The organism is Mucilaginibacter kameinonensis, assembly GCF_003675385.1.
In the GTDB taxonomy this organism is placed as follows: Bacteria; Bacteroidota; Bacteroidia; order Sphingobacteriales; family Sphingobacteriaceae; genus Mucilaginibacter; species Mucilaginibacter kameinonensis.
The window spans coordinates 706,571-732,838 of record NZ_RCWZ01000002.1 but is presented as its reverse complement, the minus strand read 5'-3'; the positions used below and the strand labels follow the sequence as shown (position 1 = coordinate 732,838).

The window sequence follows — 26,268 nt, the reverse complement described above, 5'->3', positions numbered from 1 at the left end:
CCTCACCCAAACCCTCTCCAAAGGAGAGGGCTTAAAAAGCATTAATGTATATGACGTTATTATATCACAAGCTCGATTTAAACTGATACGAGCCGGGCATTAATTTATAAACGGCTTTACCGCTTTCAAACCTGACAAAACTGATACCTTTTGCACTGGCAACAGGTTTACCACCTTCGGTTACCTGTTTAGCAGTACTTACAGGCAAAAATAATGTTGCCGAAGTATTTGCTGGCACTGTAGCATTATAAGTTAATGTTTTGCCACTTACAGACCAGCTGCTGTTTATCCTGCCGTAAGGCGAATCATAGGATCCTTTTGCCCAGGTCATCCCACCGGTTGGGTCGGGCTCTGGTTGCAGGATAAACTTTTTAAAGCCAGGTTCATCGCGTTGGATGCCGATGGAATAAGCCAGCATCCACTGACCAATGGCTCCAAACGAATAATGATTAAACGAGTTCATACTGTTATTCCCGCCGAAACCATTCTCTACGGTATAGCCGTTCAACCTTTCCCAAATGGTTGTAGCTCCCTGGTCAATGGCGTATAACCATGACGGATAATGCTCGTTTTGCAGCAGTTTATAAGCCAGATCTGAATGCCCATGATCAGAAAGCGCCTTGCTGATACCGGCGGTACCTACAAAGCCTGTCATCAAAGAATAAGCCGGGCGAACAATTCCCTGGTCGTCTTTATTTTCACGCTCAACAGCAGCTGCCAGATTTTTCGCCATATCGCTGATATTGTCTGTGTTGAACACCCCGAGCGCCAAACCAGTAGCATAAGCGGTTTGGGTATCCGATTCTTTAAACTCCTTTTTGCCCGGTTCGCCAAACATACCGCCGCCAATCAAACCAACTGCCTTTTTATCGGCATTAACAAAGGTTTTATTAAAGAATGCTTTACGCTCATCGTATTTCTTCCTGAACTTTTCGGCATCATCTTTCTTCCCTAAAATACCTGCAACCTTTGCCATAATTCCCAGGTCATAAACATGATATGCCGTAACCGGGAAAGCTGTGCCCAATTGCATATACTGCGGACCAAGCCAATCGCCCAGTACACCATCAGTACTGAAGCCTGTTTTCGGATCGATAGTTCCATCCACATAATCCATATACTTGCTCATGGCATCATAATGCTCGGCAAGCAGGGCTACGTCGTTATATTGCTGATAGGTTTCCCAAGCCACAGTGATCCCGGCGCTCCCCCATATCACACCACCAAAGCCGCCGCCCACAGGGGCAATATCAGTAAATCTGCCTTGCTCGGCCTGCATATCGCGCATGGCCAGCATATGTCTGCGCAAAAACTGATCGGCATTGGATACATAAGTGGCAGTACGCGAAAAGATGCTGATATCGCCCGACCAGCCCATCCGTTCATTCCTTTGGGGGCAATCTGTCGGTATGGTTAAAAAGTTATCGATGTTTGACCAGGTCAGGTTAGACCATAGCTTATTCACTTTCGGGTTAGACGTAGCGTAATCGGCCGTTAGTTGTTTTACCGAACTGATTGCCAGTCCCTGCACATCGTTAAGCGGCAGCGGACTATCAATACCGGTAATTTCAATATACTGATACCCATGCGAAGTAAAATGCGGTTGAAACACCTGTTCGCCATCTTTCATGATATAAAGATCCTGGCTTAGGGCTGCACGGTAATTCTCGGTCATGATCATGCCTACATTTTTACCAGATTCTTTAAGAGCAGGGTACAGGATCTCGGCATAACGAAAAGTGAGTTTCTTGCCGGCGATACCATTTTTGATGCTTATTTTAGGTACCCCCACAAAGTTCTGCCCCATATCATAAACATAAACGCCTTTTCTAACCTCTTTCACCGCTTTTGCAGTCAGCGTTTTATAAATGCCTGCCGATGTTCCGATCTGTCCGATCATCGAAATGTGATCAAAATCAAGCGGGATCTTTTTTCCGAAGTAATCAGTCTCATCGCCTGTATAAGTGGTTCCTTTAAGCGATATTTCCGTAGCTTTTTGCCAACCATGATCATCATAAGCTGCCGTATTCCAATTTTTAACAGCGGCTTCTCTTGTAGCATCATCAACCTCGCCCATATCCAAGCTGCTGTAAACCACAGGACCATGATTAAAATATTTCCAGTTTTTTTCGTTGGTTTTGATCACTTCCTCCGAACCATCGGCATAGGTAATTACCAGTTTAGCCAACAGTGATTGCCTGTCGCCAAAATGGTTCCAGACAGAACCGTAGCTGAGCAAGCCACTCCACCAGCCTTCGCCAAGCATGGCGCCAATAGCGTTTTGCCCTTTACCTATCATGGCGGTTACATCATAAGTTTGGTAAAGGTGGGTTTTGTTGTACTGGGTAAGACCTGGATTATAATAATCATTCCCAACCCTTTTTCCGTTCAGATAAACCTCATAAATACCTCTCGCGGTTACATAAAGCCTTGCTTTGGCAATTGCTTTATCCGCATTAAATACCGAGCGCAGCATTGGCATAGCATTGCGGCTTGGGTCGGCAAGGACAAAAGCTCCAGCGCTGCCACCGCTCAGTTCATATTTCCCATCTTTAATAGCTAAACCTGATCCGGACGAAGCAACCGCTTCCTTAAAAATCCCATTATAATTATTTGCCTCTGGATTTTCGCTAAACAAGATATTACGCGGCGACCTGATATTGGGAACCGACAAATCAGAAAATTCAGCCTTCTGACCCTGATCTGCAGAGAAGCCGATTTCGCCCAGCATACCGTACGAAATTACATCATGACCCGGCCCCAGCGGGTTAAGCGTAATTACGGCCCCGCGGTTGGCCGGTACCGGTTTGGCAACAGCTACACCGTTTTTCTCGTCGGCAATAAATGTTATATCGTCATCAACAGTAAATGTGAGCGTGCCAAATTCATTATGGATTTGAATGGCGTGCGGTTTGTTCTTATTGCCATTTCCAATCAGGTCGGTTTTTACCGGGAAGCTTTTAAAAACTTTACCTAAGGTATCTTTATCAGAGTACCCCGCCCGGTATACATTGATCCGTGCATTGCCCTCCTGCTCCAGACCTGAAATATCCAGTTCCACCTTAAAGTAGGATTGATTTTTTTTATTGGCGAGTTGAAAAATGTTCTTGTTGCTATCCATCAAACGCGGATCGTTAGCGGCAAAAACAACGCTCGCCTTTGAACTGCCTTCGGCGATAGCCACTTTATATTTCAGGTTATACAGGGGCAGATAATGCGCGTAAAGCACCAGGTCATCGTCCCCACCTCCTATCCATTGCGCACCATCCCAGGCCGACATGCCGGTATCCATCAGTCCGGTTTCAAACCAGGAGCTGGCGGATGAAACTGCACCTGTTTGATCCCACACATTCACCGTCCAGTTATAACGGGTTGTGGCTTTGAGCGCGGAGCCCGCATAAACCACGGATAAAGCTGTTCCGCTTTTCATTTTGGCGCTGTTCCAAACTACTTTTCCCTGCGGGTCTTTTACAGTGATCTGGTAGGCTGTTTGGGTGTATCCCCTCGCCCCTTCGGGCGCAAGCATCTGCCAGCTAAACCGGGGCAGTTTAACATCAATGCCAATAGGATGCTCCGTATACTCTACCTCCAGGTTAACAATTCTGGTTCCTTTTGTAGCAGCGTACAGGTTAATACATGTGAATGAAAATAACAGCAATAAAATAAAGGCAGCCGATGGGGCTATCGAAGCGCGACTTTTTATCATGGTTGGGTTTACAGTAAAAATAATTGGTTAAAGCAATATGCATATTAAATAGCGCTTAACTGTCCCCTACTTACCCCCTGATATATAATTTTCTTGTATACGATGAACCCACAATATTCCTGAGAAATTAAATTCAAAACAAATGGTTGATATATCAACCATTTGTTTACCTTTGTAATATGGATCAAAATAAGATTAATCCTGTACCACCCTACATGATCGCACAGATCGGGATGGTATCTAACAGGCTGCGCCGGGAATGTGATAAAGTATTCCGTGATCAGGATTTTCCCCTGGAGATGGACCAACTGCAGGTCTTACTTAGTCTTTATTACTGTGGGCCATCTTCTCAGCAGGAGATCTGTTATGGACTGCAACGTGACAAGGCATCCGTTAACAGAACCATTGCTTTTTTGCTCAAAAACGACATGGTGAAAGTAGAGCAGGACATTGATGATAAACGGAAAACCCGTGTAGAGTTAACAGAATATGGTCAAAAACTCTCTTTGCAGGCCAACGCCGTACTCGAAAAATTTGATAAAGCCTTGGTTGCTGAATTTACTGAGGAAGAGAAAATACTGTTTGACAGCCTCTTGAAGAAACTAATTTCAATAGTTACCCCTATGTAATCAACCCGCATCTCCTATAAATTTTCTTAAAACAACTAACGGACATGAAAAAATGCATTTTTCTTCTGACAGGATTCCTATTGCCTGTGCTATCCTACTGCCAAAGCCCCGATACTGTAAAACATAAAAAGTTTCTTACCACAGCGCCTTTTCTCGGTGGAGTTAATGTAACCGATATTGTTACCCCTGTTAAAGTAAACAACAACACCATAACCATCCAACAGCCGATAGCCGATATCGGCATCCCGGTTTATAAAGATTTTTCGAGTGTAAATTCGGTATTGGTAAAAACCGGAGTCCGCTACCGGGGGCTTTTCCTGTCGAACGAGGAAAAGATTGGCGAAAACGCGTTCCATTCCATCACGGTTCCGCTGTTACTGAATTACTCGCTTTCACGCACTAAAACAATTTCTTTTTTAAGTTTAGCTACCGCAGGTTCGGATTTTAAACGCGGTATTGAAGCCAACGACATCCTATATACACTTGGTGTACGCCTCGGCTTCCGGTCGAGCCAGGCTTTTAAATGGGGAGTTACGCTGATCTATACCCGCAACTACTCAGGAGAGTTTCTGTTACCACTGCCCGATTTTGACTGGACCATTAACGAAAACTGGAACCTTACCGCCGTTTTACCCTCAAGGGCTTCGTTAAAGCGCAGGCTTTCAAGTTCGCAATCATTGGGTATAACCACGGCCATTGACGGAAGCATGTACCGGCTCAATACCGGCAACCAAGCGCAATATCTGCATTTACGCCAAAACAGCGCCGGCTTACTTTATGACCTTACACTTGGCAGGAGGTGGAAGTTCACCCTCGTGGCCGGCCATACTTTTATGCAAAAACTGGAAACATTCAACATGGATCAAAAAGTGCCTTTTGAAGGATTTGCAAAGCTTAACGACAGGGTGGCGAATATTTCCTATAACAAAAACTCGTTTTTATTTCAGGGCGGGCTGAGTTATCAGTTTTGATGACTGACTGTTTGATGGTTCGACTCCGGGATGGGGTATCTGGCCGGTGTTATCTCGATTTCTTGAATTAACTCCGGCCTTTTTTATAATACATTGTTAATATGACAGATGATAACCTTGTAGGATACTTATTTTCGATCGCCCCTACCGCTTTTTACCCTGTTTTAAAAAGGAATAGTTATAACCTTTTGGCGCTCATCATATCGCCAACTTCCTCGCCGCTTTCCCATCACTTTTTATTTTAATCCCGTAAAGTTCGCCCGCTCGCCATCCAACAGCTGTTCCCACCGATCAAATAATTACAGTTCTCATATAGATATTTACTTACGTTTTTTTAATAATAAACTTTATTAAAAAAATACCTATCTTACTGATCACAAATCAGTTGAACCGATCACAACCTATAACCATGGCCAACGACCCGAGCAAACCAAATGAAGCTATCCTTAGCCAAACCATTGTATTTCCTAATAAAGAGATTCTGGCATTGCTACCTGACCTGCATTGCGATAATCAGGAGCTTGCTGCAGCCCTTAATCTAAAGGATTTTTCTTCGCTGGTTGTGCTTATGGGTGGCGCGGGCAGCCTTGATACTACCCTCATTCCACGGCTTAATCGCCTGTATAATCTCGCTATTGTGCCAGCCGTTGCCGAATCTGGCGCAGTAGTAATTGATGGAGGAACCGACGCCGGTGTAATGCGCCTGATGGGGCAAAGTTTATCTGATCGAAAAAGCGAAGCCCATCTTATCGGTGTTGCTCCAGCCGCCTTAGTCACCTATCCCCACATGGAAGGAACTCCTGCAACCGACAGTGCGCCACTCGAACCTAACCATGACCATTTTATTCTTACCCCGGGCAATGTCTGGGGCGATGAGACAGATACTTTTTTTGATATCGTAAGCATACTACTTGAACGGGACGTCGTAAGCTTACCCACAACAAAATCGAAGAAGCAGCCCCCTATAGACAAGGTCAAAGGTGTAGGATTGCTCATCGGCGGGGACACCATTAGTCGACAGGAAGTTCTACGCGCCGTGAGATTAGGAATTGGAATTATACTCGTAGCGGGCAGTGGAGGATTGGCTGACCTTCTTTGCAATGCATTAAAGGACTCTTCCACAATATCTGCCGATGCCGACATCGCCGAGATTATAGCCAACGGCAAACTATATCCCTATCAATTAACCGACCCAGATAAAGGACTTTACAGACTTATCATCCGGGAACTCGGCATTGACAATGTATTGCTCAAGGCTTGGGAACTTTTTGCAGATTATGATGCTAACGCGAAAATCCATCAAAAGCGTCAACTTAACATTCAACTAATCCTGATTTTACTGGGGATCATTTCGGCAATCTTTGGCATCTGGCTGAAAAGCGGTGATTTTAAACCAGATGCTAAAGATAAAGAATGGCATGGACTAGGCTGGTATCTACACACTGCGCTTTTAGTACTTCCCATCCTGACGGCAGTATGCCTGACAGTCACCAATAAATTCAAACCTGGGGTTAAATGGCTCCTGCTACGTGCAGGCGCAGAAACACTTAAATCGGAAATATATGCTTATCGAGCCCGTGCCGCAGCTTACGCACTCAATCCTGAACATACCCTTGCCGAGCAGGTCCGGACTATCAGCCAGCGTATTATGCGTACTGAAGTGAATCATTCCGCTATGATTCCTTATGATAAATCAAAAGGCTTTCCGCCTTACATGTTTGCCGCATCCGGAAAGGATAATGGCTTTAGTATGCTTAATCCCGACCAATACATTCGCTTTCGTCTCGACGATCAACTGAACTATTATCGTAAAACTGTTCGAAAACTTGACGCCAAGGTCCGTGTACTCTATTACACCAGTTTTATTATTGCCGGTGGTGCTACATTGTTGAGTTTCACCGAGAATCAAGCCTGGATCGCAGTGTCCTCGTCAGCAATCGCTGGTATCGCCAGTTATCTCGGCTATGCACAACTAGAAAGTTCGATTGTCAAATACAACCAAGGTAGAACCGACTTGGATAATATTAAAACCTGGTGGCTAACACTTAGCGCAAAAGAACAGGCGCTGCCTGAGAACTTCGATTCACTGGTTAAACATACAGAACAAACTATCACCGCCGAGATAGACGGTTGGGTACAACGCATGCAGAACTCACTGGCTGACCTTAATAAAGCGCAACAAAAATCTTCCGGCGGCGGTTTAAGCCGAAAATCCCCTGAAAGAGGCAGCCGTAGTAATAGTAATAACGCAAAAGGAAAAAAGAAAAAAACATCCTAAACAGCAAAAAATGGAGGAAAAAATCATCTTTAAGGCATTTTTAAGCCACAGGTATCGCTCCCCGAAATCAACCTGTATTTTTTTAAGGTTTTTGATCGGATGGCTGAAGTCCAGTTCGATGTTGACGAAGGGGTTTTCAGCACAAACGTCAGCCGTCTGCAACGCATTATCCGTGAATCGGATGCTTTTATTGGTATTTATCCTTTCCCTGGTACTGAAGATGAAGCACGTAATTTTGAAGAATTAAGAAAACAATCCCGTTATTTTCGACTGGAAATGGATATGGCCATTCGATCAAACAAACCGGTAATTGTTTTTTACGATCGGCGTTATAGGGATCTCATCCGCCCGGTACCGGGAGCGGTTACCGTTGCCTTTAATCATCGCGACGTCACCGGCACAGGCGGCTATGCTAACCAGGCCAGCCATGAAAAAGCTTTTCAAGAGTTTGCTAACGTCGTTGAACGCCACAAAGCCTTCGAAGTTTCTCTTAATCGGCCTGAAAGAACAAAGGTGCTTTTATTTTCCAGCAGCGAAAATCAGGAATATATTGACCAGTTGAGCACCACAATTAGAGATCACTATTTTGCAGAACCACTGATTGTTAGAAATGCGCCTGTATTGGATGCAGTTTTACAATGCTTACTTGCGGAAGTTGATCTTGTAATAATCGATGAAGCGCAACAACCTGTTAATACAGGTTTGGTTGCCTACCTTCATGGTCGCTTCGTTCCGGCTATCCGACTTCAATATCAAGCAAACGAAGCAATAGTGCCGATGAGCCTAACTGAACAATTTTTATTTAGCGGCCTCGAGATTGGCTATCGTAAGGACCTGATTATTTGGACGAATCGAGAGACGCTTATTGAAGAACTGGCCGCAAAACTTGATCAGATTTGTTCAGATATCCGACGTATAAATACTTACAACGAAGCTGCGAATTATTTCAATAGTGCCAGCCTACGAAAAGAAGCCATCTTTGTCAGTTATTCCGGAAAGGATATTGAGGTAGCCCAAGCCGTTATCACTGTTCTGAAGAAACATTTTCAGACAGTCTTCGATTATCGAGACGGCGCTTCCATCCAGCCAGGTAAACCTTGGCTGAACGAGATATTCGAAAAATTAGCGGTCAGCGCAATTGGTATCAACCTATTTTCCGAAAACTATTTTCAAAGCGAAAATTGCAAACACGAAGCTTTACAAATGGTTGCTAATCACGACAATGGTAAGCTAAGATTATTCCCTGTCAAATTGTACGAGCAATCCCTGGAGATACCCTCTTACTTTCAAAGCATACAATATCTTCGTTATTACGAGCTTAAGAATGATCCTGAAAAGTTGATCGGCATCATTCTTAAACTAATTAATAGCCTTTAATCATCAGCCAGAAAACAAAGAAAACAGCAAAGAAGCCTTCGAGATAATCAGCAACCTTTACCTATAAATCTATCACCAATGCCATCAAAAACGCCCACTGATGTCACTGACTCCGGAAGCGAATGCCAGATTCTGATCAACCGTGCACAGAAGCAGCGCCGCGACGCCCGAATCATCAATATCCTCATCCGGTTCCTGATGACGCTATGCTTTCTCGCGCTTCCAATCTGGTTCCTGTACCTTGTTTTTGTGATCAATGGAGCCAGCTATATTCCCTTTCTATTGATGCCTCTCGTTTACGCAGTATTTTTTGTAGTTCCTTTTTTAATTAGTTTACCGGTTGTCCTACCTTTAGCATTGCGTCATCAAAACATCGCACGCATCGTTGTATTTCGGAAGTTTAACCACCCTGCATCTTCACGTGCTCTGCGCCGTATCATACGTTACGATCTTTCACCATTCGGACACCTGTTTACCCTCTCTGACAGTCGCCTAAAAATCAAATGGTATATTCGCATTCCATTCTTTATTGGCCAATTCGGTCTTTTTCATTTCCAGCAGCGAATAATCAAAACCCAAGTTCATCTTCAAAGACTTGAGACACGGCTCCGCCATACCACCTGGTTAAATATTAATTGGCTACTCAGTTCGCAAAAGCTTTTTGCAGTTAAGACAGTAGATGCGCTATGGCGTGATGCTGCACAAATATTGTTGAATAATTGCAGCCTGGTGATTTTTGACATCAGTCAGCCTACTGACGCTATGGGATGGGAGGTACAGGAAGCAACTCTACTCGTTTCCCAGCGATCTTTTATTTTTATTGCTTCTTTATACGCCAAAGAAGTAGCGACACAATGGAAGGAACACCTCGATCACAGCGAAAATCATGATATTCCACTATTTTTTTACGACAAAAGAGGACGTCTTGAGCAACCTGCCGAGTTTCGCCAAAAAGTGGCCGAAGTAATCTCTTTGAACAGGCGGCAAGCAAAAGCGGAAACCAGCGAAGACCAATATGTACTCCGCAGGACCATGTTAACTTCCGGTATCATGCTCGCGGGTTTCTCGCTGTTACTCTTTTTGCTCAGCCCGTATCTGTTTCCTGCCTGGGTTGGTAAGCATTCCCCGTTTCCGCAACAAGCCGTCCGCGCCTACATTCAGGAAGAGATCAGGGACAGTCCAACCAATGTTGCTGATATTGCCCAGAGGCTCAAAACCGAATGGCCTAAAACAGTTGCCGCAATTTCCATCGCTGATGCCCGCGATCATGATGCGGGCGAATGCATCGGTATTCAACGCGCCCTTTATCAACTCGCCGATTCTACCTTTTTTAAACAGTATCAAGAACTTGCTACTGATGGGGAGCCTGCTATAGCAGATACTGCCGCATCCTTACTCAAGCGTTGGCCAGGGCCTCGACTCCGCCAGGCTGTATTTCAACTTTTACCATATCCTCGAATTGACACCCGTGTTCGTGCAGTACAATTGCTTGAAAAGCTGCCGATGGACACGACACTTAGCGGTGCCATCATTGACATACTTAAGCAAACGCCCGATAAGGTACAAAGAATGCCGGTTGTGCACCATCAAAAGTCAGATACACTTTATGCCGATGCGGAATTACACCAGGCTGAAAGTGATGCTTATCTTGGTCTTTATTATCACCTTAAGCCTTTTATAACGGCAACTCTAATTGGTAATGTGCAACGAGCTTACCTCGGTAGCCATTACCTGCCACTAAAAGTTGCCACAGGATTATGGCTTGCCGATCATCAGGATGCCACGGGGCTACCAGCACTTATTGCCAGTTATCGGGTCACAGGCACTAAACAAATACTCATTCGCTGGTTCACGCATCCTTACGAGGATGAGATCGCCACTGCAATTAAAGGTCTAATTCGGCCAACCGCCTTGCCCGATCTAAAAGCACTGTCTGCTGTTCTGGATAGCATCCGTCTATATGAAAGCGATGCTTTAAGAATACATGTTTACCAACTCATTGCCGAAAATGTGCCCGAAGTAGACGCAAAAACCTTTTTCAAATCGGTAAAACCTAATGACATTGCCCTACACTACCTTTTAACCGATGCTTTCAACCAAACAAAATCAGCAAATAAACCTATCTGGATTGCTCTGATCAAGTACGCTCGCCCCGGGCTACACGAACAATTAAAAGCTGATACCGCGGACACCCGAACGGAAGCCGCTCAACTACTCGCCAGAATAGGCGACCCTGCAGGCGTACCTACTGTGATACACGACAGCAAAATAACCCGGAAAGTACTTTTAATTTTTCAAACACACCCATATCAGCAGGTAGCCGTCAACACGCTGATCCTGCTTGAACAAACCCTTAAAAAACCGTATAATCCAAAGATATTCCACGACGCGCAAAAGAACACGACCGATCCCAAATTGCTTGCAGAATTGCAAAAACTTACCGGCCCATAACCAGATTCTGTTGACATGTTAAAGTTCGATTTCTCCCAATAACTGAAACACGCCACTTACTTTCATGCCTTTACGCAGTTCAGTAAATCGCATATTTTCAATATTAATAAACATCGGAATGGTAAAGAAATCTTCAATATCGTCGTTATTGATCAGTTTTATTTTAACCACATAGCCTTCAGCACTACCACGCTCCAGCACATCGTTCCTGTAAAAATTCTCAACTATACCAATAAATTCAAAGCAACCAAATTCAGCCAGTTGTTTATGAGGTATATAGCCGGTAAATCCTTCAGAAAGGGTAATATCTTGACCTTCATTTTGAATGTCAGTTTCAGATTCAGCCAATACAAATAATATCGCACTGAATAAAATATCCAGTTTGGGTTGATTGTGATAAATATCTTTATTTATAGCGTAGTCGGTAGCGAAATATGTTACCCCAAATGTATCACGTCCCCCTCCGCTAATTACTGCTTCTAAATCCTTAGTGTGTTCCCATTCGTTGATCTGTTCGTTTACCACGTCAATAGATTTTGTGGCCCTGACATGTGGCACAATAGTTCGGTTTGAACCGTCCGCAGTTTTCGCACCTCTAAAAATCACATCACCGTATGACATCTCATAAACAGATATTTCAGGGGTAGAATTTTTCAGATGATCGTTCATGAAAGTTGCGGCCATATATTGAGCCAATAAGCTTTTTGAAACAGCCTGTTTTTTGAAGCCCAGTATACCTCCCCACATGTTACTTAATGATCCGCTATTTGTTTTTTTGATTTGAAGACCAGCTTCATTTTCATATGTCTCGGCCCTAATTTCTATTTTTTCCTGAAAATAATCTTTGCCATCCTCCAATTTGGTTGATAGAATAGCGTCGTTTTGCCTCTTTGAAAAACCATGAAACCCTTTAAAAATTACTTCATCGCCTTTCATTGTATAAGGAATAGCCAAATACTCAATAGTATTGTTGAGTTTATATTTTACGGTAATCGCGTGCATATCCGCAGAGTTGTCGGCTACATGGTGATTATCATCTTTTTTAAATTCAGAATGATAAAGAATAACCCATGACTTGATTTGCCCTGCATCTACTCTTTTATTTAATTCTGCTTCCATCCGTTCAACTCCCTGTACCGCTGTAAGGCTATAATTATCGTCGCCGACTATAAAAAGATAACCGACTAATTCTCCATCGAGCTTTTCATAAGCAGCAATGGGAGCTGTAACACCCTGAAACATCATACCCAAAAAGCGCACTACATATTCTGCGTATTTGAAAATGAAATTAAAGCTTTCTTCTGCACCGTCCGCGCGATCATCAATATAGTGGTTGGTGTTAATTTCCGGATCAGGAGGAGCGTCGATTACCTGCGTTTTTAACGCAGCGGCATGGGGCGGCACTTCCGTTATTGCTATTTTTTCGGTTTCTTTACTTTGGTTTTTTCTTCTCAAAAAATCAAATAATCCCATAGTTGACAGTTTACAGTTAATAGGTTTTTGATCAAATGTAAAAAAGTTTACGATTCAACAGCAAACAGGACGGATAATCAAAGCACTCTTAAAATGATGCAAACGATCGTCGCTTTTGGTCTACAATGCTATGTTTTCGGTTCGACTCCAATTCACGCCCCCCACTCAAAAAACTGTAACTTTATCCTATGCTAATTGAAAATCACAAATGAAAGACGAAGATTATAAGCCTTTCTACCTTAATAATATACTGGTAATAGATGAAGGCTATTACGTTTTAAATGGATTCCCATTATACTTCCCCAATGAAGACTTATATTATGAGATACATATTAAATCGAATGACAGTTTAAAAATCATCAAAAGTTATGTCGAAGATTGGATATATATTGATTTGATCTCCACAGTAGAGTTAGAAATTTACACTGGTGAACATATTCAAGAGTGTTTTAGCGATGGGCCAAGCTCATATACATATTACTCTTACAGGGAAATAGAAAAGACTTTTAAAAACGAATGGAAACCGAAGGTTAAGAATTTAGAAGTTAAATTTCACAAGCTATTAAATCAACGACTGCCTGCCTATATAACGGCAAGAAGCAACGTCGTTCAGAATTTCAAATGCCTATATAAAGAAATTTCCCCTAACAACAATAACACCGACAAAGCCCATACTTTTCTTTTTGCGTCTTTATATAGTTTTCCTGGCTCTGATCTCGCTTCTGAAGCTTATTTACATTCACTTATAAATCCGAGCAAAGAACTGATCTTATTTAAAGATTGGAAATCTGACTACCTATACTTGGAAGCAAAATATAATAGTTTAGTAAATATCGACTTGGACAACTATGTCATTGTTAAAAACCACGTAATTGATATTTATAAGAATATGTTTAACCACGTGCTGCCATCTTTGAAATACAATTTCGAAGATGTTGATGAACCGAAATATACGACGCTTTTTACCTCTTTGATTAAAATGCTTGATAAAACAGAAGCTTAATAATTAGTTGACATTGTGCTGTCGGATTTATTTAAAATCCATAATAAATTGGTTCAAATTCAATAACCCCTTTATAATAAGAGCCTATCATTCAATTTTTAACAATGGCTACTTTTCACCAACCTCATTCCCCTACCCAAGCTTCTTCCGCAGCCATTTCCTAACCGGCTCATCATACCATTTCAATGCGGCGTAGGCTAAAACTATTCCGCCTATTAAAATAAGTAACGCGTAAGGCCAGGCCTGTGCAATGGTTATGCCTTTGTTATTGCTGATCCAGGCCACGTAAAAATAAACCAGCGGGTAATGTACCAGGTAAAGCGGATAAGATATGTCGCCCAGGAATTTGCAGATCCTGCTTTCCCGTTGAGTTTGCATCACGCCACTGGCGCCAAGGTATACGATAACCGGGAAAACGATAATGATACAAACAGATTCATAGATCCCATTCATCCAGCCATTGTCGGCACCGCCAATGCGCGGCATATACAATACAATGGCCACTAAAAGGCTGCACCATAAAAAAGCGTTTTTAATTTGAGTTGGCTTAACTATGCGTGAAAGTAATAAACCGGCAAAGAAAGGGTACATGGTACGGGTTATCCCGATCCTGACCTGCTCTACATTCAACGTCCAGCCACCGCTGACATCGCCATTACTAATAGCCAGGTGTGCAAGCGCGATAGCAGCAATGCCTACCAGAATACTCAATGCTGTTTTAGAAAATTTCCTGATCCAGAGGGCGTAAAGAATGTTGGCAATGTATTCGAAAAATAACGACCAGCCCACGCTATTCATCGGGTGCATCTCTTCCCATCCACGGATATCAAGCGATAGCGGCACCGGCAGAATAGTATAACCGATTAGCGTTACCAGCAGCATTTTCCAAACCGGAACGGTATGAATGAGCGGCCAAAGCGTAGAATCTGTAAAATAAAACCCGATAGCGCCGAGCGTCATCCCCAAAACCACCATAGGTTGAAGGCGCTCGATACGGCGTTTGAAAAAACTGCCGACAGTCATTTTATGCCAGCGGTCGTCATATGCATAGCCGATCACGAAACCGGATAGTAAAAAGAAAAAGTCGACAGCGAGATAGCCGTGATTGACAAGATTATCTAAATGACCGGTTGATAAAGGCTCGGTTAAGTGAAAGGTTACTACGATTATGGCCGCGACGCCGCGAAGGCCATCTAAGATGGGATAGTGTGGCTTGGTCGCCAGCTCATTATTGTTCATTAATAAATTTAGATTTGCAGGATAAGAATTAAAATCGGCGCAAAATATAAAAAAAATGCATCTATCAAGTAGAAAATCGATTTATCATGTCATTACTACAGGGAAGCATGGTAGCTCTGTATAGCATGCGATTGCTTCGTTCCTTCTCCCCCATGACATAATTAAAATTGGGGTCATACTGAGCCCGTCGAAGCATAGCGGGGCGGGCCTCTGCGCGCGTCCTTCGACAGGCTACTCATGACATAATTAAAACCGGATGTTTTTCGCAGCAGATCAGCTTCAGGTGAAAACGGGCAGAACAATGCGGGCAGTGTGCGGCTGCAGGGGCATAGCAAGTTTTTGCAGAAGCTGGGGAAAGGGCGAATCGGGGCAAAATAATTGCAGCCCGTGGTTCTGTTCGTTTTGCAGGGCAAAGGCCGGGCGGTGGACTTAGGATAGGGTGTGCGCAAAGAAGCCTTTCTGCTGCAAGCCTTTTTGGGTACTTTTGTGGCGACAAAAGTACCTGGCCCCGCGCGGCCAGGAGCGCGACGATGTAAGTTCAATACAACAATAGTCATTACCTGCCTCTGTGCGATTGCTTCGTGCCTCGCAATGACGCGGCGGATATGTCATTTAGCCTTTGCAGATCTCTATTTTCTCCCACTCAGCGCGAGAGGCGCATTTTTTATCACCGCCTAACTACCCAGGCCAAACCATCTGCCCCGCGAATATCAATATGCCCGCTTACTTCTAATTTTTTTAGATCAATCACGGCCACATAGTTATCAGAAGTGCAACCTATAAACGCGCGTGATCCGTCATCATCTACCAGGATGCCCGCCGCGCCGCGGCCGGTATTTATGCGTTTTATTTCCCGGTGCGATGCCGCGTCAAAAATAAACAGATCACCTGTCCGGAGACTGGTAACCAATACCCGTTTGCCATCAGGCGTAAACTGAAGACGGTTGGCTCCCACAACCTTCGCATCAATTGTAGCGGTTACTTTTTTGGCTGTAACATCAATAACTGAAATATTACCATCTTCAGCACCGGCAGTCCACAATTCACGGCCATCGGGTGATACATCAAAACCTTCAGAACCTTTGGACACCGGGATAACCGTTTGCCTCCATTCCTGACGCGCCGGAGGTGCAAATCCGGGTGGAGGTGTTGGTCCCGGCGGAGGGCCTGCCGGCTGACTGGGGCCATCAGCCAAAATACTTACAGTTGCCGAGTTAACATTTGTAGTATAAACCTGCTTCCCATCGGCAGTAACATAGATCATGTGCGTCCGGTCCTGCCCTGTTCCCATTGCCCAGTCAAATTTATTGGTTGCCGGATCATAACGGCCAACAGCTTTAGCCCCTTCTGCCGAAAACCACACTTTACCCGCGGCAAACATTAAGCCATGCGGCCCCATCAGCGGCCTGGTATCAAGCGCGGGTAAAGCTTTTTGTGCCACAAGATCAACCAGGCTAAGCTCATGTAGGCTCCCGCCGCCATAAATGGATACATAGGCCGTCTTCCCGTCAGCCGAGGCGATAACCTCATGCGGATCGGAACCTACGGGAACACTGGCTATAACCTTCAGCGTAACCGGATCTATAACAGACAGAGTATGATCACTTTTAGAAAGCGCAAGCAACGAACGTACTGGCGTTGACTGCGCCTTACATCGGGCGGCAATAAAAACTATCAACAAAAAACTTAAGGTAAACAATTTGCTCAGGCTGGATTTTGCATCTTTAAATACCTGGCTGCGTGCAGCTTTATTCATAGGGCTTACAAATTGGAGAACGGTTTATAACTCGGTGGAGGATATGACCAGAAGAACTGATCTCTCCTTAAAACAAATATACTGATCCCCTAAATTGTTTTCCCCACCAACGGCGTACAAATCGACGATAACCAGAACGTTACCTATTACGACTCATTTTTTATAGACCAGCCGCCGTAAAACTGAGATGAAAGCTATTGCCTATCTACTATCCGCTCCATATATTTATGTAAGCAATTCCCCTCAATGAATCAGGCATATATCGCAGGTATCGCTCCATTCTTTATCGTTCATAATGTTACGGCTTCACTTTCGTTTTATGGCGAAATGCTCAACTTTGAAACTGTTTTCCAGGAACCTGCTCATGATCCGTTTTTTGCCATTGTGCAGCGCGATGGAGCTATGATCTTTCTTAAGGCGGTAGAGGCAGATCCGCTTCCTAATTCCAGTCGTGCCCGGGATGCCCGTTGGGATGCTTATGTAAGCGTTCCTAACCCAGATATACTGGCTGCAGAATTCATATCACGGGATGTTACTTTCACCCAACCATTACAGGATACCCATGACGGCCTGCGTGGTTTTGAACTGACAGACGCCGATGGCTACATCCTGTTTTTTGGCAGGCCGCTTTAACGGTCTAACTGCTAAACAGGTACGTTTTTTGCCGCAGGTATAGCATGGATCAACATTATTTACTGAACTCCATTGATGGGGTCGACGTTATTTTAATTCCGGGTTCAGGCAGTAGCGTGTGCGTGTTTGACCCGGGAGCGCAGCCCAGTCCGGGTTTGCCAGAGCCTCTTAGGGCAACTATATTGGATAAAGAACTGGCTTTTCAGCAAACAGGCGGCATTACCATTTCAGAAGAGGAACTGTTGAAAGTTATTCGCTGGTATAGCTACCGCAAAACGTTTTCCTGAAAACATTACTGGAATTTACCCTACAAACCCACCTTTGTGCCTGTTAAAAGGTAAATCAGGCGTATACAAACTTTCCCGAACCGGGGAAGATTTAACCCTGCCATAGCACCTCCCTGCTATCCCCTCCTATCACTGATCTTATTGTATCAAAACTGTTACAGATTTTCTTTTCTATAAAAATGGCCTTTAAAACAAAAAACATCGGCCTTTAAAACAAAGGCGCTGTAGCCCCTTGCCCATACTTTTGTTTCATTAAAACATTAAAAAATGGAACAAGTAAAAGATAATTATAATGGAGCATTACAGAAACCGCTGAATTCAGGATTTGGCGCCCAATCAACCACTGCCGACGTTATTAAAGGGATTGACCTTAGCGGTAAAACAGCTATTGTAACCGGCGGCTATGCGGGCATCGGTTTAGAAACCGTAAAAACATTGGTATCGGCCGGGGCAAAAGTTATTGTACCTGCACGCGATTACAACAAAGCCGCTAAAAATCTTGAAGGTGTACCTAACGTAACCATTAAAGTGATGGACCTGATGGATCCTGCCTCTGTTGATTCCTTCGCTGTAGATTTTCTGAAAACCGCCGCCCCGCTTCACCTGCTCATCAATAACGCGGGTATCATGTGGGTGCCGCTTCAGCACGATGCGAAGGGCTATGAATCGCAACTGGTAACCAATCACCTCGGGCATTTCCAGCTTACCGCCTTACTTTGGCCAGCGCTTAAAAAAGCCAATGGCGCAAGGGTGATCAATGTATCTTCTTACGGTCATCAGATTTCGCCTTTTGATTTTGACGATCCTAATTTCCTCCGTCGCGATTATGAAACCCTGACGGCCTACGGTCAATCAAAAACAGCCAATAATCTTTTTACTGTAGAGCTTGACCACCGGGGTAAAGATTTCGGGGTTCGCTCCTACTCATTGCATCCTGGTTCGGTAAACGGTACCGACCTTGGCAGGGCCGCCTCGGTAGAGTTATTTCAACAGATGGGCATGTTTGATGCCGACGGAAATATATTCCCGGAAGTGGCAGCCCGGCTAAAAACTGTAGAGCAGGGTGCCGCCACTTCAGTGTGGTGTGCCACCAGTCCGCAACTTGATAACATAGGCGGTGTTTATTGTGAAAATGCCGATGTTGCCGATCTGGACTTGGGGGACATTGAACATAAATATGATGAGCCCCTCACTTTACGTGGCGTAAAACCATATTCGGTTGATGCGGAAAGTGCCCAAAAACTGTGGGTATTAAGCGAAGAAATGACAGGTGTAAAATTTGCGGCAAACTAAGATCGGTTGTAGCTTTATATTAACCGGCAGCATCAATGAACCATGGAATTTAAAACACATTATTTAAGCCCAGATATTAAACTCTCAAATTTTGAGGATAAGCCTTTCCGAACAGAGGTGTTGTTTGAACATCACATGCTGATCTGGTTTATTTCGGGCGAAACAAAGATAGTGCAGGCCGATTCGATACATGTTTTTGGTGCCGGTGATATATTCCTGATCCCCCGTAATCAGCTAACCACGGTAATTAACTATCCCAAGGATGGTTTACCTCATAAAACAGTAGCCATGCACCTCACCATGCCAATGCTCAAAGAGTTTTATACCAAGAACCCGCCAAAGACTCGCCTGTTGCATTCGCCAGGGATCAGGAACTTTGGTAAGCACCCGCTATTGGAAAGCTGCCTGGCCTCGCTGATCCCGTACTTTGACCTGAAGGATGGATTGCCGGAAAACCTCGCTTCGCTGAAAATTGAAGAAGCGGTAAACGTTTTGAGGATAATTGATAGCGATATAGATGGAATACTGGCAAATTTCCAGGAGCCCGGCAAAATTGACCTGACCAGTTTTATGGAGCGAAACTTCATGTTCAATATGCCGATGGAAAAGTTTGGTTACCTCACCGGCCGCAGCCTGACTACCTTTAAACGGGACTTTAAGAAAAGCTTTGATTCCACCCCACAAAAGTGGCTCACCCAAAAACGACTGGAGCTGGCGCACTACCGCATCCGGGAACAAAACAGAAAACCATCAGATGTATATGCAGAAGTGGGATTTGAAAACCTGTCGCATTTTACCTATGCTTTTAAGAAGCATTTCAGTTATTCGCCAACGGCTGACAGCCATTAATCAAAAAAACGCTGGATTGTGCAATTCCACCTTGAAGGCGATAGCAGATATACGTCATGATATGATGCACCATCGGTGCTACCTATTTGTAGCCAGAAGACAAAAACAACCATTTGCGCCGTTAGGTGCTACCCAAATACGGCGATGTTTATAACCATGTTGAAAGGGTAGCCTCTACGAGGCAAAGGATTATTATAGTTATTTTGCTACAAACAGGTATCCCCTACGGGGAATTAGAAACTATTAAATTGCGAATAAACACCAGCTCTCAAGGATAAATTAACAAAAGCTGAAAAAGAAAAAGCCTTTCTCTGAACAGAAAAAGGCTTTTGAGCGAAAGACGAGATTCGAACTCGCGACCCCGACCTTGGCAAGGTCGTGCTCTACCAACTGAGCTACTTTCGCGTTGGTGGCCGCAAATATATAACTTCAGGTATATGCAGTCAAAATATTTTTTCACTTTTTAAGTATTAAAATTAACACGCTTTTAATCAAATATTTACACAAGCAAAATTTCGCAATCCTATCAAATATCGTTGACCTCATCAAAAAACAGGCACTCAAAAAACTTCAAAAATGGTCTATTTCTCCTTTTCATTATCCATTTTGCGTAATTACCCCGTAAAATCAACTGACGGAAATTGCTCCCTTCTTTCTTAATTTCTCCAAGCTTTTGCCCTGCTTGTCCGATATTTTAGTCCATCATTTATTTAGGTTTGTCCATTTTTATAACGAGGTCAAAGAACTACTTTGCTGCATTCATATCCATGAAATAATGGCCAGTACAAACCCTACATCAGTAACCATAAATTAATCTCAAGTCATTTTGTTCAAATTGGTGAAACGTTTTATCTTCGCATTTATATTCGCAATCGATTGCGCATATTATTCAATCTATAATCAATTAAAACCCAATACGCCTACTACCTAACATTTTATGAAAAGAAGCTCCGTTTTAATCTCCATACTGCTTTTAATTACGATAAAAAGCTTCGGTGCCTCGTGCACAGCAGCCGATACCCCATTATACAAAAACAAAAAAGCAGCTGTAAATGCCCGGGTTGAAGACTTGCTGGCGAGAATGACGCTGAAAGAAAAAATTGAGCAGCTGCAAAACAGGGCATCGGGCAGGGCCGATGAAATTGAAAACATTTTTAAAGGCGAAAGCTACGGCTGCACCCATGAAATGAACATGAAAGCAGCCGATTGCGCCGATATGTACCAAAAATTGCAAACCTACATGCTCACCAAAACCAGGCTGGGTATCCCGATCCTTACCGCGGCAGAAGGGATTGAAGGCATCCTGCAAAACGGTTGCACCCTGTTCCCCCAAGAACTTGCCCAGGGCAGCACCTTTAATCCGGCGCTGATCCGTAAAATGACCGAGGCAGCCGGAGCCGAAGCAGACGTGATCGGTATTCACCAGATCCTTTCGCCTGTATTGGATATTGCCCGCGAGCTGAGATGGGGCCGTGTTGAAGAAACTTACGGCGAAGATCCTTACCTGATAGCTCAAATGGGTGTTGCCTTTGTTAACGGTTATCAAAAATACAATATCACCTGTACGCCTAAGCATTTCATGGCGCATGGCTCCCCTTCCGGTGGGTTAAATTGCGCTAATGTAAGCGGCGGTGAACGCGAACTGCGCAGCCTGTATATGTATCCGTTTAAAAGGGTTATTGCCGAGGCCAATCCGTTGGCTGTTATGTCATGCTATAGCTCGTACGATGGCATCGCGCTTAGCGGCTCTCATTACTACATGACCGATATCCTGCGTAACGAACTTGGCTTTAAAGGCTATGTATATTCTGACTGGGGATCGGTTGACCGGTTGCTAACTTTCCACCATGCGGTTTCAACCCAGGAAGATGCCGCTAAGATGGCCCTCATTGCCGGCATTGATCTTGATATTGACGATGCGTATCAACACCTGCAAAAACTGGTTGAAAGCGGTAAACTGGATCTGAAATATATTGATCTGGCAGTTCGCCGGGTTTTGACGGTTAAGTTTACCCTGGGTTTGTTTGATGCTCCATATAGCAATCCGGCCAGGGTTGATAAAGTGGTACACAGTGCCGCAAACGTGGCTATATCAAAGGAAGTAGCCGACGAAAGTGCCGTGCTTGTTAAGAACAGCAATAATATTTTGCCGTTAAACCTGTCCAAATACAAATCAATAGCTGTTGTAGGCCCCAACAGTAACCAAACCATTTTCGGCGATTACTCCTGGACACAACGTGACCCGAAAGAAGGAATAACTTTACTGCAGGGCCTCAAGGAAGTTATCGGCAATAAAATCACTATAAATAATGCCGAGGGCTGCGACTGGTGGAGCCAGGATAAAACGCATATTGCCGAGGCTGTTAAGGCTGTAGAGGCAAGCGATATCGCCATAGTTGCTATCGGTACACGCAGTACATTTTTAGGTCGAAGCCCTAAATATTCAACATCCGGCGAAGGTTTCGACCTTTCATCGCTTGAGCTGCCGGGGGTACAAATGGATTTACTGAAAGCTATAAAAGCAACCGGCAAGCCAATGATTGTGGTATTTATTGCAGGTAAGCCCCTGGCTATGCCATGGGTTAAAGACAATGCCGATGCTGTACTTGTACAATGGTATGGCGGCGAAAAACAAGGACGTACAATTGCCGATATCCTTACCGGTGCAGTAAACCCATCGGGTAGGTTAAATGTATCGTTCCCACGCAGCACCGGTAACACCCCTTGTTTCTACAACCATTATGTAACTGACAGGGAAGAACCATTTGACCAGCCCGGCACTCCTGAAGATCCTAAAATGCACTACATTTTTGATAAACCCGAACCTGTTTGGAATTTTGGCTACGGTTTAAGCTACACCAGTTTTAAATACAGCAATTGCACTTTGGCTGATTCCGTTTTTTCGGCCAAAGGTGGAACCATCAAGGTATCTGTTGATGTAGAAAATACCGGCACCCGTGATGGCAAAGAAGTGGTGCAGCTATATATCCACGATAAATTCAGCTCGGTTGCTACACCTGTAAAACAACTTAAAGCTTTCAGCAAAGTATTGATCAAGGCAGGCAAACGCGCAACCGTAACCCTTGAAGTACCTGTTTCTGAACTGGGACTATATAACGACAAGATGCAATATGTGGTGGAGCCCGGTGAATTTGAAGTTCAGGTAGGTAAGGCCGCAGATGATATTATGTTTACTAAAACTGTAATTATAAAGGAATAAAACGTCATTGCGAGGCACGAAGCAATCTCCGATTAGCAAAGTCCCTCTGTATAGTTCGCGATTGCTTCGTGCCTCGCAATGACGCCATTTTTACCAATACGTTCTTGAATTTTAACTGTTGATAACCCAATCCCTCACTCTCATACCTAATTATTAAATTTGAAAATGATTTCCTGGTTGGGAAGCGGTGATATAATAACAAGTGTATGGTGTTGGAGCCTTTTCATGAACTCGTCCTTAAATTTATTGAAAATACAAACCGACCTATATTTTTAACCGGTAAGGCGGGTACAGGTAAAACCACTTTTTTGCGCTGGATCAGGGCAAACATTACCAAAAACCTGGCAGTTGTAGCACCTACGGCGGTCGCCGCCATTAATGCCGGAGGTGTAACCATCCATTCATTTTTCCAGGTGCCTTTCGGTCCACAAGTACCGGTAACCGATCACAACAATCCTAATATTCTGTTAAGACAGGTAAGCCTCGAAAAATCGAACATATTAAAATGCCTTGATCTACTTATTATCGATGAGATCAGTATGGTGCGGGCAGATACTCTCGACTATATCGATACCGTATTGCGCCAGGTTAAAGGATCAGCACGACCTTTCGGCGGTGTTCAGTTGCTGATGATTGGCGACCTGTTTCAGCTCCCTCCTGTTTATGAAAAAGATTGGCCGGTATTGCGGAACTTTTATAAAGGCCCCTATTTTTTTGATAGCCTGGCATTTCAAAAATTTCCGGTGCTAACTTTTGAACTCACGCAGGTTTACCGCCAAAAGGATCCGGTATTTGTGGAGATCCTGAACAGCATCAGGAATGGTTATGCTAATGGCGAAATGCTTGATAAGCTGAACGCGCATTATAACCCTAACCTTAACGCCAACTGGCTTAAGGACTATGTAACCCTGTCAACCCATAACCAACTGGTTAACGAAATTAACCAGCAACGTTTAACGGAGCTTGATGGCGAAGCACATACTTTTAAGGCCACTGTAACAGGAGATTTCCCGAAAGAAGCCTACCCTGCCGAAGAAGAACTGGTATTAAAGGTTGGCGCGCAGGTAATGTTTATCAAAAATGACAGCTCGGGTAAAAAGCAATATTATAACGGGCGCACCGGGCGCATCATTGCTATGGGGCCGGGCAATATCCGCCTAAGCTTTCTGGATGACAGCTCTGAATTTGAGGTGATCCCCGAAAGCTGGCAAAATGTAAAGTATGCCTTGGCCGAAGATGAGCAAAAAGTAAATGAGCAAAATAATGGCTCTTTCAGCCAGTATCCATTGCGCCTGGCCTGGGCTATAACCATCCATAAAAGCCAGGGCCTTACTTTTGAAAAAGCGGTTATTGATGTTGATGCGGCTTTTGCTTTCGGGCAGGCTTATGTGGCATTAAGTCGCTGCCGTTCATTGGAAGGCATGATCCTGAAATCGCCTGTACGGCCCGAAAATATCCGTACCGATCCCGAGATCATCAGCTTTATGCAAAACGCGGCCATTTCCATGCCCGACGAAAGCTTACTGGAAAGTACTATCCGGCAAATTGCATTGGAAGAGATGAAAGATGTTTTTGACTTTTCGATGCTTACCGGTGCCTGGAAACAGCTTAAAACTATTATGCTTGCAGGAGGGGTTAAAAACAGCCCTTTATCTGACAGTATCAACAAAACAGACCTTAATTGGGATACCGATATAAAAAGCGTTGGCGACCGCTTTATCCGGAAAGAACTCGCCGCTTTGCCCGATGATCAATTGATATGGGATAACACAACATTTATAGCCAGGTTAAAAAATGCCGCCAACTATTTTCTGCCCAAACTAAATGCGTTTTCTGAAGCTATTAACAGTTTATATACTGCCGTAAATAGCACCAACCCGCCGGCAGAATTTTACGATAGCTTAAATCACTTATTGGTAAACCTGAAGGCCAAAACAGCCGCCTTTGTACGCCTGCCTATTGCCTCGTCGGGCAGGGATATTTTATCATCAGTGCAGGAAGCCGGGATAAGCTATAAGCCGGTATACAAAAACTGGAACCCTAAAGCCCTGCCAAAAGAAAAGGAAATTGTAAACCCCGAACTTTACAAGCAGTTGTTAAACTGGCGTAAGGTAACCAGTCTTGAGCGCAAAATTCCTGAACATACTTTAGTATCAGAAAATATGCTTCGCGACATCACCGCAAAACTGCCACGATCATTAAACCAGCTTTCGCAGTTAAAAAGCTTTGGTGATGCCAAAGCAACAGACCTGGGCGAACCCATCCTGAAAATGATCAGAAGCTATTTAGGCGAAAACGATCTATTTTCTTAAAACCTTGGAATTTCGGGTCCGTTGTAAGGGTTTTCGAGGGCGTGTTTGATCCGCATTAACTGGTACTGGTGACGCCAGTTATCGGGATAGTTTTTCATGTTTTTCAACAATTGCTTAACAAAATCGGCAACATGGAGCTGAGTCGTAGCGCGGTCTAATCTTAATTCCTGGGGTAATGTAACATTATTAAAGTATTCACTCAATTCTTCGTAGCTCATGGCGCAAAAGTAGCGGTTTTTTAACTTATCTGCGTAAAAAACACACCTGCATTACTTTCCTTTCGGAAATTTATCGCCAACTAAATTTAAATGAATACCATGTTCCAGCCAGGCTTTCAATCCATCTAAAACTGTGGTAAATCCACCTGTCGAATCTTTGATAGCAGCAATGAGTTCATCCCCCGTTTTATTAAAGCCGTAATGCTGGATCTCTACATAGGTAGCGTTATCGCCCATGGGTTTAAAATTAAAATCGACAGTTGTTGCTGGTGTTCCCCATTCAATGGTTATTAACTCGTTCTCTTTAATGGCAGATGCAACAACCACCGATGATACACCATACATTTCCCATGACCAGGTAACTTGTTTGCCGGTTTCCAGTTTACCTGTAGATTGGGTAAACCAGAAATGTGTGGTAACAGCAGGATCAGTAAAGGCGTTAAAAACTTCCGCAACTGGCTTGCGGACCAACATTTGGGCTTCGGCACTTTTTGATTTTTCGGCTTTCATTTTTAATAATTATAGGTTGGGATAACTGGCTTTGACTAATAAACATACTCCTATTTTAAATGT

18 protein-coding genes and 1 tRNA gene are annotated in these 26,268 nt (G+C 43.9%); 12 read left to right on the top strand and 7 right to left on the bottom strand.

The window, feature by feature from the left end; translation table 11 throughout:
* Positions 1-64: 64 nt before the first annotated feature.
* Complete coding sequence (locus EAH55_RS10030) at positions 65-3,706, bottom strand: family 78 glycoside hydrolase catalytic domain (protein ID WP_121809502.1); 3,642 nt, start codon at positions 3,704-3,706, stop codon at positions 65-67.
* Positions 3,707-3,885: 179 nt separating this feature from the next.
* On the opposite strand from EAH55_RS10030, the gene EAH55_RS10025 reads away from it, so the two are divergent.
* The 5 genes from EAH55_RS10025 to EAH55_RS10005 all read left to right on the top strand — a co-directional run bounded on the left by EAH55_RS10025 (position 3,886) and on the right by EAH55_RS10005 (position 11,412).
* Positions 3,886-4,335, top strand: a complete 450-nt coding sequence (locus tag EAH55_RS10025; protein WP_121809501.1) for a MarR family winged helix-turn-helix transcriptional regulator — start codon at positions 3,886-3,888, stop codon at positions 4,333-4,335.
* A gap of 44 nt (positions 4,336-4,379) precedes the next feature.
* Positions 4,380-5,306, top strand: coding sequence for a DUF6268 family outer membrane beta-barrel protein (locus tag EAH55_RS10020; protein WP_121809500.1), 927 nt, complete (start codon positions 4,380-4,382; stop codon positions 5,304-5,306).
* Positions 5,307-5,715: 409 nt separating this feature from the next.
* On the top strand, positions 5,716-7,584 hold the full coding sequence (locus EAH55_RS10015) for a DUF4231 domain-containing protein (protein ID WP_121809499.1): 1,869 nt from the start codon (positions 5,716-5,718) through the stop codon (positions 7,582-7,584).
* A gap of 99 nt (positions 7,585-7,683) precedes the next feature.
* Positions 7,684-8,961, top strand: a complete 1,278-nt coding sequence (locus EAH55_RS10010) for a toll/interleukin-1 receptor domain-containing protein (RefSeq protein WP_121809498.1) — start codon at positions 7,684-7,686, stop codon at positions 8,959-8,961.
* A 78-nt stretch (positions 8,962-9,039) separates the two neighbouring features.
* Positions 9,040-11,412 (top strand): hypothetical protein, encoded by a 2,373-nt coding sequence (locus EAH55_RS10005; protein ID WP_121809497.1) that lies wholly within the window; start codon positions 9,040-9,042, stop codon positions 11,410-11,412.
* An 18-nt stretch (positions 11,413-11,430) separates the two neighbouring features.
* Here the strand turns inward: EAH55_RS10005 and EAH55_RS10000 are convergent, their stop codons facing one another.
* Positions 11,431-12,885 (bottom strand): hypothetical protein, encoded by a 1,455-nt coding sequence (locus tag EAH55_RS10000; RefSeq protein ID WP_121809496.1) that lies wholly within the window; start codon positions 12,883-12,885, stop codon positions 11,431-11,433.
* Positions 12,886-13,093: 208 nt separating this feature from the next.
* Here EAH55_RS10000 and EAH55_RS09995 point away from each other — a divergent pair, with 208 nt between their 5' ends.
* Entirely contained in the window at positions 13,094-13,888 is a 795-nt protein-coding gene (locus EAH55_RS09995; protein ID WP_121809495.1) for a hypothetical protein, read from the top strand.
* Between the two features lie 132 nt (positions 13,889-14,020).
* Here EAH55_RS09995 and EAH55_RS09990 read toward each other — a convergent pair whose 3' ends face one another.
* Positions 14,021-15,127: an acyltransferase family protein gene (locus EAH55_RS09990; protein ID WP_121809494.1), complete on the bottom strand. Its 1,107-nt coding sequence runs from the start codon at positions 15,125-15,127 to the stop codon at positions 14,021-14,023.
* Positions 15,128-15,794: 667 nt separating this feature from the next.
* On the bottom strand, positions 15,795-16,883 hold the full coding sequence (locus EAH55_RS09985; protein WP_121809493.1) for a YVTN family beta-propeller repeat protein: 1,089 nt from the start codon (positions 16,881-16,883) through the stop codon (positions 15,795-15,797).
* 246 nt (positions 16,884-17,129) lie between these two features.
* Between EAH55_RS09985 and EAH55_RS09980 the strand changes: the two genes are divergently transcribed.
* From EAH55_RS09980 to EAH55_RS09965, 4 genes are all read left to right on the top strand, one after another.
* The gene (locus tag EAH55_RS09980; RefSeq protein ID WP_121809492.1) at positions 17,130-17,516 is read left to right on the top strand and encodes a VOC family protein; all 387 of its coding nucleotides are present in this window, start codon (positions 17,130-17,132) and stop codon (positions 17,514-17,516) included.
* A gap of 44 nt (positions 17,517-17,560) precedes the next feature.
* Complete coding sequence (locus EAH55_RS09975) at positions 17,561-17,803, top strand: hypothetical protein (protein ID WP_121809491.1); 243 nt, start codon at positions 17,561-17,563, stop codon at positions 17,801-17,803.
* A gap of 267 nt (positions 17,804-18,070) precedes the next feature.
* On the top strand, positions 18,071-19,096 hold the full coding sequence (locus tag EAH55_RS09970) for an SDR family NAD(P)-dependent oxidoreductase (protein WP_121809490.1): 1,026 nt from the start codon (positions 18,071-18,073) through the stop codon (positions 19,094-19,096).
* A 42-nt stretch (positions 19,097-19,138) separates the two neighbouring features.
* Positions 19,139-19,945 (top strand): helix-turn-helix domain-containing protein, encoded by an 807-nt coding sequence (locus EAH55_RS09965; RefSeq protein WP_121809489.1) that lies wholly within the window; start codon positions 19,139-19,141, stop codon positions 19,943-19,945.
* Positions 19,946-20,277: 332 nt separating this feature from the next.
* Here the strand turns inward: EAH55_RS09965 and EAH55_RS09960 are convergent.
* Positions 20,278-20,350, bottom strand: a tRNA-Gly gene (locus EAH55_RS09960).
* Positions 20,351-20,882: 532 nt separating this feature from the next.
* Here EAH55_RS09960 and EAH55_RS09955 point away from each other — a divergent pair.
* Both EAH55_RS09955 and EAH55_RS09950 read left to right on the top strand, forming a co-directional pair.
* A complete protein-coding gene (locus tag EAH55_RS09955) occupies positions 20,883-23,165 on the top strand; it encodes a glycoside hydrolase family 3 N-terminal domain-containing protein (protein WP_121809488.1) in 2,283 nt (760 codons plus the stop codon).
* 206 nt (positions 23,166-23,371) lie between these two features.
* Positions 23,372-25,477: an AAA family ATPase gene (locus EAH55_RS09950; protein WP_121809487.1), complete on the top strand. Its 2,106-nt coding sequence runs from the start codon at positions 23,372-23,374 to the stop codon at positions 25,475-25,477.
* On the opposite strand, the gene EAH55_RS09945 is transcribed toward EAH55_RS09950, so the two are convergent.
* Positions 25,474-25,695, bottom strand: a complete 222-nt coding sequence (locus EAH55_RS09945) for a DUF6965 family protein (protein WP_121809486.1) — start codon at positions 25,693-25,695, stop codon at positions 25,474-25,476. The two genes, EAH55_RS09950 and EAH55_RS09945, sit on opposite strands and share 4 nt — an antisense overlap.
* 51 nt (positions 25,696-25,746) lie before the next feature.
* Positions 25,747-26,205, bottom strand: a complete 459-nt coding sequence (locus tag EAH55_RS09940; RefSeq protein WP_208644822.1) for an SRPBCC family protein — start codon at positions 26,203-26,205, stop codon at positions 25,747-25,749.
* Positions 26,206-26,268: the final 63 nt, after the last annotated feature.